The organism is Erythrobacter litoralis HTCC2594 (genome assembly GCF_000013005.1).
In the GTDB taxonomy this organism is placed as follows: Bacteria; Pseudomonadota; Alphaproteobacteria; order Sphingomonadales; family Sphingomonadaceae; genus Parerythrobacter; species Parerythrobacter litoralis_A.
Genome location: NC_007722.1, coordinates 1,114,067 through 1,127,528, shown reverse-complemented (window position 1 = coordinate 1,127,528; position 13,462 = coordinate 1,114,067). Strand labels below are relative to the sequence as shown.

Annotated in this window: 10 protein-coding genes; 6 read left to right on the top strand and 4 right to left on the bottom strand. The window is 63.1% G+C overall.

All coding sequences use genetic code 11. The features are described from left to right. Window positions 1-58 precede the first annotated feature (58 nt). From pstC to phoB, 5 genes are all read left to right on the top strand, one after another. A complete protein-coding gene (gene pstC, locus EL2594_RS05365; protein WP_041685703.1) occupies window positions 59-1,444 on the top strand; it encodes a phosphate ABC transporter permease subunit PstC in 1,386 nt (461 codons plus the stop codon). Beyond that, the gene (gene pstA, locus EL2594_RS05360) at window positions 1,437-2,699 is read left to right on the top strand and encodes a phosphate ABC transporter permease PstA (RefSeq protein WP_041685099.1); all 1,263 of its coding nucleotides are present in this window, start codon (window positions 1,437-1,439) and stop codon (window positions 2,697-2,699) included. Before pstC ends, pstA begins: the two co-directional genes overlap by 8 nt. Before the next feature lie 14 nt (window positions 2,700-2,713). After that, window positions 2,714-3,484, top strand: a complete 771-nt coding sequence (gene pstB, locus EL2594_RS05355; protein WP_011414010.1) for a phosphate ABC transporter ATP-binding protein PstB — start codon at window positions 2,714-2,716, stop codon at window positions 3,482-3,484. After that, on the top strand, window positions 3,481-4,149 hold the full coding sequence (gene phoU / locus EL2594_RS05350) for a phosphate signaling complex protein PhoU (RefSeq protein ID WP_011414009.1): 669 nt from the start codon (window positions 3,481-3,483) through the stop codon (window positions 4,147-4,149). Before pstB ends, phoU begins: the two co-directional genes overlap by 4 nt. 79 nt (window positions 4,150-4,228) lie before the next feature. Continuing rightward, on the top strand, window positions 4,229-4,918 hold the full coding sequence (gene phoB, locus EL2594_RS05345) for a phosphate regulon transcriptional regulator PhoB (RefSeq protein ID WP_011414008.1): 690 nt from the start codon (window positions 4,229-4,231) through the stop codon (window positions 4,916-4,918). Here the strand turns inward: phoB and EL2594_RS05340 are convergent. From EL2594_RS05340 to EL2594_RS05325, 4 genes are all read right to left on the bottom strand, one after another. Then, a complete protein-coding gene (locus EL2594_RS05340) occupies window positions 4,915-5,652 on the bottom strand; it encodes an extensin-like domain-containing protein (protein WP_011414007.1) in 738 nt (245 codons plus the stop codon). The genes phoB and EL2594_RS05340 overlap by 4 nt on opposite strands. A gap of 13 nt (window positions 5,653-5,665) precedes the next feature. Then, on the bottom strand, window positions 5,666-9,454 hold the full coding sequence (locus tag EL2594_RS05335) for an error-prone DNA polymerase (protein WP_011414006.1): 3,789 nt from the start codon (window positions 9,452-9,454) through the stop codon (window positions 5,666-5,668). A 104-nt stretch (window positions 9,455-9,558) separates the two neighbouring features. After that, entirely contained in the window at window positions 9,559-10,989 is a 1,431-nt protein-coding gene (locus tag EL2594_RS05330) for a UdgX family uracil-DNA binding protein (RefSeq protein ID WP_011414005.1), read from the bottom strand. A 109-nt stretch (window positions 10,990-11,098) separates the two neighbouring features. Next, window positions 11,099-12,343: a putative DNA modification/repair radical SAM protein gene (locus EL2594_RS05325; RefSeq protein ID WP_011414004.1), complete on the bottom strand. Its 1,245-nt coding sequence runs from the start codon at window positions 12,341-12,343 to the stop codon at window positions 11,099-11,101. A gap of 301 nt (window positions 12,344-12,644) precedes the next feature. Here EL2594_RS05325 and EL2594_RS05320 point away from each other — a divergent pair, with 301 nt between their 5' ends. Continuing rightward, a complete protein-coding gene (locus tag EL2594_RS05320; RefSeq protein WP_011414003.1) occupies window positions 12,645-13,238 on the top strand; it encodes a hypothetical protein in 594 nt (197 codons plus the stop codon). Window positions 13,239-13,462: the final 224 nt, after the last annotated feature.

Below are 13,462 nucleotides of genomic sequence, written 5' to 3'. Positions count from 1 at the left end.
GTGCTCGATCAGATCTCACGCATCCTTGATCGACCTGAATCTGGAACGCTTTGAGTTTATGTCGCCTGCATTTCTGATCCTGCTTGCGCTCGGCCTCGGGCTTGTCGGCTGGCTTGCCGGTCGTGCCCGCGCATGGACGTTCCTGAGGGCGAATCGCGAGACACCGATAGCGGCGCGGCCCAATTACCATGCCTGGTACGTCGCACTGTGGATTGCGGTGCCGCTGCTCCTGTTTGCAGCGCTATGGATGGCGCTGTCGCCGACGCTTATCATGCAATCGGTGCTCGCAAGTCCCGCCGCGCAGGCGCTGCCCGAATTCGGTTTCCAGCGCGACACGATCCTGTCGGAAGCGCGCGCTGTGGCGACTGGCGGTGCGCAGGACGTGTTCAATCCCGCCGCACGCGACTTGGTCGAGCCCTTCCGCTCGGCCATCTCTTTCTACAACACGATCGGTATTGCGCTCGCCCTATCGATGGCGCTGGTGGCGGGGATCTGGGCCTACACCCGGCTCAAACCCGATTTTCGGGCGCGCACGCGCGTAGAGAAAGTAGTCATGGCGGTTCTGTTGCTCGCCTCGCTGGTGGCGATTCTGACGACCTTCGGTATCCTTGCCAGCCTGATTTTCGAGACGATCCGGTTCTTCGGCATGGTGTCGCCGATAGACTTTCTGTTCGGCACCAGCTGGAACCCGGACCCGATGTCCAATCCCGAAGCGCCGCAGGGCGATCGCTACGGCGCCATACCGCTGTTCTGGGGGACGCTGTTCATCGGTGCGATCATCGCCATGATCGTCGCTATCCCGCTCGGCCTGATGAGCGCGATCTACCTGACGCAATATGCTACCCCTAAGTGGCGCAGATGGCTCAAGCCGGCGCTGGAAATCCTCGCGGGCGTGCCGACCGTCGTCTATGGCTATTTTGCCGCGCTGACCGTCGCCCCGATGATCCGCGATGCCGCCATCTCCATCGGCATATCCAACGCCTCCAGCGAGAGCGCGCTGGCTGCCGGTCTCGTCATGGGCGTGATGATCATTCCCTTCGTGTCCTCCATGGCCGATGACAGCATTGCCGCGGTTCCCCAAGCGATGAGAGACGGCAGCCTCGCCATGGGCGCCACCCAGTCGGAAACGATCAAGCGCGTGCTCATCCCCGCCGCCCTTCCCGGCATCGTCGCCGGGATCATGTTGGCGATCAGTCGCGCCATCGGCGAAACGATGATCGTGGTCATGGCCGCATCGACTGCCGCCAACCTTACTGCCAATCCACTGGAAGCGATGACGACCGTCACCGTGCAGATCGTCGCGCTGCTCACCGGCGAGGGAAGTTTCGACCATCCGGCCACGCTCAGCGCCTTCGCGCTCGGCTTCGTCCTCTTTATGGTGACGCTCGGCCTCAACTTCATCGCGCTCAGCGTCGTCAAACGGTTCCGTGAAGCCTATGAGTGACAGCGCACCCTCCACCATGCGTCCGACGCGCACCGAAGCGTTCGAGCAGCGCCTGAAGCAGCGCTATGCCTCGGAACGCCGGTTCAAGATGCTCGGCTTTTCGGCCATCGCCTTCTCCGTGCTCGTGCTTGCGCTGTTGCTCGGCAACATGCTCTATTCGGGCGTGGCCGGTTTCCAGCGCGACGAATTGCGTGTTTCGATCGATTTCACGCAGGCAGGGCTCGCTGGCAATGCCGATACGCTCTCGCAAAGCGATGCGGTGCAGGAGCTGGAACGACAGGGCCTGCCGCAAGTCATCGAATTCGCCGCGACCGAGCAGCTCGGCGCGGCCGGCGCGGCAGAGGTCAGCAATCAAGCGTGGCGCGAAGTGGCACAGGATATCATCGCCGATCCCGGCCTGCTGCAAAGCCAGGAAGACTTCTGGCTCCCGACTTCGGGCGACCTCGCGCAGGGTGTCGATGGCGAAGGCTCGCCCGAGATGCAGGCGCTGGCGCAAAGGCTCGTCGCAGAGGGCAAGCTCGAGACGAATTTCGATATCGGCTTCCTGACCCGCTCCGATGCGACCGATCCGCAGATGGTCGGCATCTGGGGTGCGCTCAAGGGCTCGATCTTGACGATGCTGGTGACGCTCGCCCTCGCCTTCCCGATCGGCGTACTGGCGGCGCTCTATCTCGAGGAATATGCGCCCAAAAACCGTTGGACGGACATACTCGAAGTTTCCATCAACAACCTTGCCGCTGTTCCGTCGATCATCTTCGGCCTCCTCGGCCTCGCGGTTTTCCTGACTATCTTTCCCAACATGCGCTCCGCCCCGCTGATCGGCGGCATGACGCTCGCGCTGATGACCATGCCGGTGATCGTCATTTCCGGGCGCAACGCGATCAAGGCGGTGCCACCCTCGATCCGCGACGGAGCGCTGGCGGTCGGCGCATCGCCCGTGCAGGTGGTGTTCCACCACGTCCTGCCGCTCGCCCTCCCCGGCATCCTGACCGGGACCATCATCGGCATGGCCCGCGCGCTGGGCGAGACCGCGCCGCTGCTGATGATCGGCATGCGTGCCTTCGTCGCCAGTCCGCCGGACGGATTCACCTCGCCGGCGACGGTACTGCCGGTACAGATCTTCCTGTGGTCGGATGAAATCGATACCGGTTTCATCGAAAGGACAAGCGCTGCGATAATCGTGCTACTGCTGTTCCTCCTGCTGATGAACGGCCTCGCAATCTACCTCCGCAACAAATTCGAGAAGAGCTGGTGACAGTCATCCACGACATGGAACATCCGGGCGCACCCAAGATGCGCACCAAGGACGTGTCCGTCTATTACGGCGACAAGAAAGCCATCGATCAGGTTACGATCGATATCCCGGCCGAATATGTGACCGCGTTCATCGGCCCTTCGGGATGCGGCAAGTCGACCTTCCTGCGTACGCTCAACCGAATGAACGATACGATCCCTTCGGCCCGCGTCGAAGGCACGATCGAGCTCGACGGCGACGATGTCTACGCCAGCAGCATGGATGTGGTGCAGTTGCGCGCGCGGGTGGGCATGGTGTTCCAGAAGCCCAACCCCTTTCCCAAGAGCATCTACGACAATGTCGCCTACGGGCCGAGCATCCACGGCCTCGCCCCGACCAAGGCCGATCTCGACCAGATCGTCGAGAAATCTCTCCAGCGCGCCGGTCTCTGGAACGAGGTAAAGGACCGCCTGCAGGAATCGGGCACTGCCCTGTCCGGCGGCCAGCAGCAGCGCCTGTGCATCGCCCGCGCCATCGCAGTCGATCCAGAAGTCATCCTCATGGACGAGCCGTGTTCGGCCCTCGATCCCATCGCCACGGCGAAAATCGAGGAACTGATCGACGAGCTTCAGGGCAGGTATGCTATAGTGATCGTAACGCACTCCATGCAGCAGGCGGCCCGTGTTTCGCAACGCACCGCCTTCTTCCATCTGGGCGAGATGGTCGAGTATGGACCTACGGACGCAATTTTCACCACTCCTCAAGAGGAGCGGACCAAGGATTATATTACAGGCCGATACGGATGAGCCAGGATCACACAGTCAAAGCTTTCGACGAGGACATCACGCGTCTCAGGGGCCTGATCGCCGAAATGGGCGGTCTTTCGGAAGTCGCCCTGCAAAAGGCGCTGCAGGCGCTGGTCAGCGGCGACGAGACGCTCGCGGCCGAAGTCGTCAAGAGCGACAAGGAGATCGACGTCCTCGAAAGCGAGGTCGACAAGCTCGCAGTGCGAATCATTGCCCTGCGCGCACCGATGGCGGACGATCTGCGCGAAGTGATTGCCGCGCTCAAGATCGCCGGCGTGGTCGAACGGATCGGCGATTATTCGAAGAATATCGCCAAGCGAGTCGGCCAGGTAGAAGGGCGCGACCGCTTCGAACCGTTCACGCTGCTGCCGACGATGGCCGACCTCGCCGCCGAAATGGTGCATGACGTGCTGACCGCCTATTCGGCACGCGATCCCGTGCTCGCGCTCGAAGTGATCGCGGCGGACGAGAAGGTCGATGCCTTCTATAACAGCATCTTCCGCAATCTCGTCAGCCACATGGTGGAAAATCCGGCGACGATCTCGACTGCGGCGCAGCTCCTTTTCGTGGCCAAGAACATCGAACGGATCGGCGACCACGCGACCAATGTTGCAGAAATGGTGCACTTTGCCGCGACCGGGCATTATCCGCCCGATGATGACTAAAAACTGTCATCGTTGAAACAACACTGACCCAAGATTGCAATATCGCCCCTCGCAAGGCTATCGAAGCGGGGTGGTTGAGTTGCCTAAAGCGAAACTCCTTCTGGTAGAGGACGACCCCGCCCTGGCGGAGCTCCTCGAATATCGGTTCACGAACGAAGGCTATGGCGTGCGCACCACGTCGGACGGCGACGAAGCGCTTCTCATGGCGAGCGAGGACGTACCGGACCTGGTCATCCTCGACTGGATGATCGAAGGCACCAGCGGGATAGAGGTCTGCCGCCGGTTGCGGCGCGAAAAGGAAACCGCGCACGTCCCTATCATCATGTTGACCGCGCGAGAGGCGGAGGACGACCGCGTTCGCGGGCTCGATACCGGCGCCGACGATTACATGGTCAAGCCGTTCAGCCCGCGCGAATTGCTGGCGCGCGTCGCCGCCGTGATGCGGCGCATCCGCCCTGCCCTTGCCGGCGAGACGATCCAGGCCGGCGACATCGTGCTCGATCCGGTCGCGCACAAGGTGTCACGCCGCGGTGAGACGCTACAGCTCGGGCCTACCGAGTATCGCCTGCTCAAGTTCTTCATGGAAAGTCCGGGGCGCGTCTTCAGCCGCGGGCAATTGCTCGATGGCGTGTGGGGCACGGGCAGCGATATCGAACTGCGCACGGTCGATGTGCACATTCGCCGTCTGCGCAAGGCAATCGACGTGCCAGGGGCGGACGATCCGATTCGCACCGTCCGCTCGGCCGGATACGCGCTGGAGACGAATTAGCGGCAGACGCCGCCGAAGCCGCGCGCCTGCTGGTCGAAATGGAAGTGATCGCGGTGCGCGGCATTGTAATCGGGTGACAGCACCGTCCCGAACACCTCGCAGGCGGCGTCGCGCGCTTTGCGCAGGAAACGCGCGTCGTCGTCTTCATCGTTCCAGTTGCCGAGCAGGCTGATCCTGCTGCCATCCTCCAGCACGAAGGCGGAGATATCGATGGCGTTGGCGGTCGCATGCTCGCTCCACGGGCCAGTGTCGGCACCGTAGAGCCTGCGGCAGCTATAGGCTCCGAGATGCTCGATCCGGGCGATGCCCTGCCCGTAAATCTCCCGCGCTGCGGGCTGAACGCCTTGCTCCAGCCAGATCTCCATCGCCGCTGCGACGGCGCAGCTGGTCGGCGGGGTATCGGGGCTGAGCGGATAGCCTTGCAGGCGTGTGGGGTTCTGTCGCCGACACGGACCCTCGCCCGCCGATGGCAGGGCGGTGAAAGCGACTTCGCTGCGTTCGAGCACCGCGCGACATTGCGCCGGGTCGTCGCGCAGGGCGCGGATTTTCCGTTCGGTCGCCCAGCCCGGCTCGTCGCGCAGGTCGAGCGGTGCCCAGGGGTTGGAGCCGGGGTTGTCGCGCAGCCAGCTCCACGTCGCGAGCGCCACTGCAGCGAGGATCAGCAGCGAGATAAAGCGCCGGTCCCAGCGCAGCTTCCCGATCCGGCGTGAGATTTTCCAGCGGCGTTCGGTCAAGACACGACTCCGCTCAATGGAAGTCCCGCGATTTCGGAATGATCCGCACATCGCGCGGATGGCCCTGGTGGTAGCCGCATTCGCGATTGCCCGGCGGCGGCTCCTGCCACGGTTCGACGGGCTGGTACGGATCGTCGCCGCCCTCACGCAGATCATCGCGCGGATTGAGCTTGTCGGGCAGCGGATTGTTGACATGGTCCGCCCGCGCGATCGGCGTTTTCAGCATGTCGTCGGAAAGCTTGGCCAACTGATGCGTCGCGTCGGTCATATGGTGGGCGATGACATGAATCACTTCATCATCGTACTCGACCCGCCCGCGCACTTCCATCAGCCGCGATCCCATCACCACCTTGCGCTGTTTTTCCTTGAGATCGGGCCAGACGACGAGATTGATGACGCCGGTTTCGTCCTCCAGCGTGATGAAACAGACACCCTTGGCGCTGCCCGGTCGCTGGCGGATCAGCACCACGCCCGCCACCTGCACCATGCTGCGGAACTTGCGGTCGCGTAGGTCGCAGGCGCGCACGAAGCCGCGCTCGGCGAGTTCAGGGCGCAGAAACGCCATCGGGTGGGCTTTCAGGCTAAGACGAGTCGTCTGGTAGTCGGCGACGACCTCTTCGGAGAGCGGCATGGCGGGGAGCATGGTGGGTTTACGCTCCGCCCCCTCGTCGCGTTCCGCCGCCGCGCGGAACAGCGGCAGGTCGGGCCCGGCGACAAGGCTGCGCGCATCCCACAGCGCCTGCCGCCGCGGTAGGCCCATCGAGGTGAAGCAATCCGCGCTGGCAAGCCGCTCGACATGCGCGGGGCCGATGCCCGCGCGGTCGCGCAGCGCCCTGACATCGGTAAACGGCCCATTGACGTCACGCTCCGCCAACATTTGCGCCGCCACATGCTCGGGCAAGCCATCGACCTGTCGCAGGCCGAGGCGTAAGGCAATATGCTTGTCGAGGCGGCCTTTATCGTGGTTTGCGCCGTTGCTGGTTTCGCGCAGAGACCGCAGAGGAAAGGGGGACGCAGAGATGTCGTCCGTGCCGAAGGCACTTTCACAATCTGCGACCTTCTCGCTAGACGCCCCATAGCAGGAGGAGTGCGGCTCATCCGCCGACACACCCTCTCTGCGTCTCTCCTTTCCTCTGCGCTCTCTGCGCGAAACAAAATCTTCCGCCAATACCTCCAGCGTGCAATCCCACTGCGAACAGTTCACATCCGCCGGCAGCACTTCGACCCCGTGCTCCGCCGCATCGCGCACGATTTGCGCCGGGGCGTAAAAGCCCATCGGCTGCGAATTGAGCAGCGCGCAGGCGAAGGCAGCCGGGAAATGACATTTGAGCCAGCTCGAGACATAGACCAAGTGCGCGAAGCTTGCCGCGTGGCTTTCCGGGAAACCGTATTCGCCGAAACCGCGGATCTGGTTGAAGCAACGCTCGGCAAACTCGCGATCGTAGCCGCGCGTCACCATGCGCTCGACCATCATGTCCTGCAGCTCGTCGACCATGCCGCGGCTGCGGAAAGTCGCCATCGCCTTGCGCAGCCGATTGGCCTCTATGCTCGAGAACCTTGCCGCATCGAGCGCGATCTTCATCGCCTGTTCCTGGAAGATCGGCACACCGAGCGTGCGTTCGAGGATGCTCGAAAGCTCATCCGGCGCGCCATGCTCGGGGCTCGGCGCCGGGATCACGACCTTCTCTTCCCCGCGCCGCCGCTTGAGATAGGGATGCACCATGTCGCCCTGGATCGGCCCGGGGCGCACGATCGCGACCTGGATCACGAGATCGTAGAACTCGCGCGGGCGCAGGCGCGGCAGCATGTTCATCTGCGCCCGGCTCTCGACCTGGAACACACCGAGCGAGTCCCCCTTGCGCAGCATGGCGTAGGTCTCCGGGTCCTCGCGCGGGACGGTCGCCAGCTCAAGCGGTCTTTCGTGATGGTTTTCAAGCAGATCCAAGCATTTCTTGATGCAGGTCAGCATGCCGAGCGCGAGCACATCGACCTTCAGGATGCCGAGCGCTTCGATATCGTCCTTGTCCCATTCGATGAAACTGCGGTCGGGCATGGCACCATTGCCGATCGGCACGGTCTCGGTCAGTGCGCCTTCGGTGAGGATGAAACCGCCGACATGCTGGGATAAATGGCGCGGCATTCCAATCATTTGCCGGGTGAGTGTGAGGACGCGCCGAAGCTGCGGATCGGCCACGTCCATGCCGGTTTCCGCGACATGCCCCTCGCCGATTTCCTTGCCCCACCCGCCCCACACGGTCCGCGCCAGCGCGCTGGTGACGTCTTCGGACAGCCCCATCGCCTTGCCGACCTCACGGATCGCCATGCGCGGGCGGTAATGGATCACCGTCGCAGTAAGCCCCGCACGGTGGCGGCCGTATTTGCGATAGATATGCTGGATCACCTCCTCGCGCCGCTCATGCTCGAAATCGACATCGATATCGGGCGGCTCCTTGCGCTCTTCGGAAATGAAGCGGTCGAACAGCAACTGGTGCTTGGCCGGATCGACACTGGTGATCCCGAGCACGAAGCACACGGCGGAGTTGGCGGCGCTGCCTCGCCCCTGGCACAGGATCGGCGGATCGACACTGCGCGCGTAATCGACGATGTCCTTGATGGTGAGGAAATAGCGCGCCAGGTCGAGCTTTGCGATCAGCGCCAGTTCGCGCTGCAGCGTTTCCCGAACTGAATCCGGCAAACCATTGGGATAGCGCCATTGTGTGCCTTTCCATGTCTCCTTTTCGAGGAACTGCTGTGGCGTCATGCCGTCAGGATAAATCTCCTGCGGGTACTCATATTTGAGCTCTTCGAGACTGAAATTGCAGGCATCCGCCACCTCGCGCGCCGCCGCGATCGCATGCGGCCAGCGGGCGAAGAGATGCACCATGGTCTCGGGCGGTTTGAGATAACGCTCGGCATTACCGTGGAGCAGGTGCCCGGCCCTGGCGACGGTCGTCTTGTGACGGATCGCGGTCATGACATCCTGCAAGGGCCGCCGCTCAGGCGCATGATAATGCACGTTATTCGTGGCGAGGAGCGTGAGATTGTTCGCCTTGGCGAGCGTATCGAGCCGGTCGATCCGGGCGATATCGTCGCCGCGGTAGAGATAGCTCGCAGCAAGATGGCGCAGCGTCGGCAACTGGCGGGTGAGATGCGGGAGGATATCCGGGAAGACCGCCTCAATCACTACCTTCTCGTCACCCCGGTCTCCGAGCCGGGGTCCCGCTTCCTCTGGCGCCGTTCTCGAAGAGAAGCGGGACCCCGGATCAAGTCCGGGGTGACGAAAGGGGATAATGTTGCTTTCTATCTTGATCGTGAAGCGCTGCGCCAGATCGTCCGGCGGCAGCAGGATCAGCTGCACCTCCTCGCTGTGCTCGGCGAGCATGGCGAGCGAGATGTCGCATTCGCCCTTGGCCTGCCACTCGCCCTCCAGTGTCGCCATGCGGCCGGCGCTGATCAAACGGCATACCCGGCCATAGGCGGCGCGGTCGCGCGGATAGGCGAGAAAAGCCAGCCCTTCGACGGTCTCGATCCGCGTGCCGATCACCGGGCGCAGCTTGAGCGTCTGCGCCTCGGTATGAATGCGCACCACGCCCGCCATCGAGTTCACATCGGCAATCCCGATCGCATCGTAACCGGCGCTGCGCGCGGACAGCACAAGATCGACTGCATCGCTCGCCCCGCGCAGGAAGCTGAAGCAGCTGACCAGCCCCAGTTCGACGAAAGGCGCGCGCGGTGGCGGATCGATGCTGTCGGAATCGAGCTCGATCGTGCGCTTGGGATTGAGGAGTTCGGTGTCGGGCATGAGGCAGGCCTCCCCGCCCCGTCATCCCAGCGGAAGCTGGGATCTCGTGCAGCAATGTCCGGCCCGGACGCACCAGATCCCAGCTTCCGCTGGGATGACGATACTCATGACAACTCCCCCAACCGCTCTTTCACCGCGGCGAGGTCGGCATCGAACAGCTTGGCCTGCTTCTCCGCAGCCTCCCCATCGAGCCGCAGCAGGTAGGACGGGTGCGCGGTCACCCACAACTCGCTGCCATCTTCCAGCGCGATCGGCTCGCCGCGCACCTTGGAAATGCTCACCGTCTTGCCGAGCATCCCGCGCGCGGCGCTGGCGCCCAATGCGAGCACGATCTTCGGCTTCACCAGCGCGCGCTCGCTTTCGATCCACCAGCGGCAGGTGTCGATTTCCTTCGCAGTCGGCGACTGGTGCAGCCGCCGCTTTCCGCGTTGCGCAAACTTGAAATGCTTGACCGTGTTGGTGACGTAGGCGCCGCGCCGCTCGATCCCGGCCTTTTCGAGATGGCGGTCGAGCAGTTGTCCCGCCGGCCCCACGAACGGCCGCCCGGCCTTGTCCTCCTGGTCGCCCGGTTGCTCGCCGACGATCATCAGGGCCGCAGCCTGCGGCCCCTCGCCCATCACCGCCTGGTTGTCGAGCTCGCCGATCGGGCACTGGCGGCAGGCATGGATCGCACGGTCGATCGCTTCCAGCGTCTCGGGCCGGTCTTCCAGCTCGCGGCTGCCTGCATCCACCATCGTCGCCTCGCGTGATTGCGCCCCGGCGATCAACTCGGGAATGAGCGAGGCCTCGGGCAGGTTCTTCCAGTATTTCTTGGGCATCTCGGAGAGCATCGCCCCGACCTTCAAACGCGCGGGATTGAAAATGGATGCGTAATAGGTGCGCCACAGATCCTCCGCCGGATCGCCCTGCGGCGCGTCGCTCTTCTGCGCAGGCGGACCTTCGCGCATCGTCGCGCCGTCCCAGTGCAGCGTCCCGCGCGGGGTCAGGATCGACCAGCGCATATTGGCGAAGCGGCGTTTGAAGAACCCGGCATTGGCGCGCACGATGTGATGGTCGGGCTCGAACCACGCGACGTAATGCTCGCTGCCATCCTCTTCCTTGACTTGCCGGAAGCGGACGAAGGCGTGCATCTTGTGGCTGTCGCGGCGGACATTCTTGTCGAGCTCCTCGATCCGCCGGACATCGGCATCGGCCCTGTCCTCCATCATCCGCGGGTTGCGCTGGAGCCGCCACACGAGCCGGTAGAGCAGCGTGAACCGCTCCGGATCGGAATGCAGCGCGGCGTTCTTCGCAAGGCTCAGGAACCGCTTGCTGGCGCGGATCGGGCGGGCATCGGCGGGCGGCACCGGCAGCCGCGTATCGCCGCCGGCGAAGAGATCGCCCGACCCGCCCGACTCGACCCACGCCACCCGGTCGGGCGGGACATCGCATTGCACGAGGCTACGCGCCCGCTCGCGCCAGAAGGCAAAGTCGTCCGGACGCGGCAGATTGACCACGTAATAGGTGCCGAGCTTGACGTGCTGGAGCGAGGTCACGACGGGTCCCCCAAGCCGTCGCCCCAGCGAAAGCTGGGGTCTCGTGCAGCCAAATCCGACTTAGCGGCGAGAGATCCCAGCTTTCGCTGGGATGACGGATGAAAGAGGGTCATGCTGCGAACAGCTCCAGCTGCTCCTGCCGAGGTGCCAGCAGACGGCGCAAATCGGCGCGGTCGGTCAGCAGCGTCGGTCGCCAGTCGCAGGTAACGATGAAGGGCCGCACCTTGGCGAGCGACACGGTGAGCTTCGCCACATCGTCGAGCCGCAAGGTCCGGTGCCGCCGCGCGGTGAGGATGCGCCGCACCGCCGTCGTCCCCAGCCCCGGCACGCGCAGCAATTGCTCCTTGCTCGCGCGGTTCACATCGACCGGGAAGCTGTCGCGAAACTTGAGCGCCCAGGCGAGCTTGGGATCGATATCGAGCGGCAGGTTTCCATCCTTCTCGGTCGCCTGCATGATCTCGCCGGGCTGGTAGCCATAGAACCGCATCAGCCAGTCGGACTGGTAGAGCCGGTGCTCGCGGATCAGCGGCGGGCGTTTCAGCGGCAGCACCGCACTCGCATCGGGAATGGGTGAGAACGCGCTGTAATAGACCCGCCGCAGCCGGAAATTGTCATAGAGGCGGCTTGCCTTGCCGACGATATCGGCATCGGTCGCGGCATCGGCTCCGACGATCATCTGCGTCGACTGGCCGGCGGGCGCGAAACGCGGCGCGTGGCGGAAACGCTTTTTCTCGTCCTTGGCCTGCGTAATCGCCATCTTGGTGCCGCCCATCGCGCCTTCGATCTGGCGCGCGTCCTTGTCGGGCGCGAGACGTGTGAGGCCAGCATCGGTCGGCAGCTCGACATTGATGGAAAGGCGATCGGCATAGAGCCCGGCCTGATGGATCAGCTCGGGATCGGCCTCGGGGATGGTCTTGAGGTGGATGTAGCCGCGGAAGTCGTGCTCCTCGCGCAGGATCCGCGCCGCTTCGACCAGCAGCTCCATCGTGTGGTTGGAGCTCTTGATGATGCCGGAGGAAAGGAACAGCCCCTCGATATAGTTGCGCTTGTAGAAGCTCAGCGTGAGGTCGGCGATCTCCTGCGGCGTAAAGCGCGCGCGGCGCACGTTCGAGCTCTTGCGGTTGATGCAATAGTGGCAATCGAAGATGCAGTGGTTGGTCAGCAGCACCTTCAGCAGGCTGATACATCGCCCGTCCGGCGCATAGGCGTGGCAGATGCCCATACCCTCGGTCGATCCGATGCCTTTGCCGCCCAAAGAGTTCTTCTTTGCCGTGCCCGACGACGCGCAGGAGGCATCGTATTTCGCCGCATCGGCGAGGATCTCGAGCTTCTGGAGGATGGTCTGATCGGACATTCGTTCTATATATGTTCTATTGCGACACCGGGCAATCCCAAAGCTCGGTTTTTGACTACCTGCTTTGGTCTAGGTCGTTGAAAAGGCCGGAACCTTGTGCAATTCCAAGCGTAAGCAGGACACGGACCGGGCCCCTCTGGCGGGCGCATGAAGCGCTCGTGATGTCGGACGTATCGCAACAGACCGGCCTGATCTTTCCAAACACAGACCGGTCAAAACGATGTTTCGCTGAGCGCGAAATGGCCGACCGATGCCACGATGGCAGTCAGCTCATGACGCGCTCCGCATACAGGAGTTGGATATGAAAATTCGTACCATCGTCGCCGCACTTTCCTGCGCGGCAGCCGTGCCTGCCATAGCGCAGACCACCGAACAGCCCATCGGCACCGGCCAGACCCTGCAGCCGACCGAGGCGCAACTGAAATGCATTACCGAACAGGAAGTCGTCGCCGCCCAGGAAGCGTGGGGCGAAGGCATCATCAATATCGGCAAAGTCTATTCGGATGGCGGCGACTACCGCAAGGCAGCGGCCGATCATATCAGCAAGTTCTACGCCTACGACCAGAGCCTCGTGCTCTTCAAGCCTACGCTGGCCTCGGTCGAACAATTCCGTCCGTCGTTCGACGGCGCGCTGTCCTATTTCGTAGGTGGCAATGCTTCGTACCCGGAAGACAAGGGTTTTGCGATCACCCCGTGGAGCAAGGTGCGATGGCAGAACGCCGGGATCACCAACAACGTCTGTCACATGGCCGTGGCCATGGGGAACTACTACTTCACCCCGGCCAATGGCGGAGATGAGGTAAAGGTCGAATATACGATCGGCTACATCCGCGATGCCGAAGGCGACTTGCGCATGGCTGTTCACAAATCGACGATTCCCTACAGCGGCGGCTGATCGAGCAGGTTCGTCTTGCTAGCATCCAGATTTGGCCGAGGAAGGCGCGTCTCCGTGGGAGACGCGTCTTTTTCTTGGCTGTCCTACAGAGCAATGACTTGTCATGGAGGTCATGGCCCTTTGACAATGTGATGTTTCCGGAAGAAAACGAATTAAAGGGTGTCACCCGTTCGCTTTCCGAAATCGTGTATGCTTTTCAGATACTTGAACAAGACTTCTCAGGG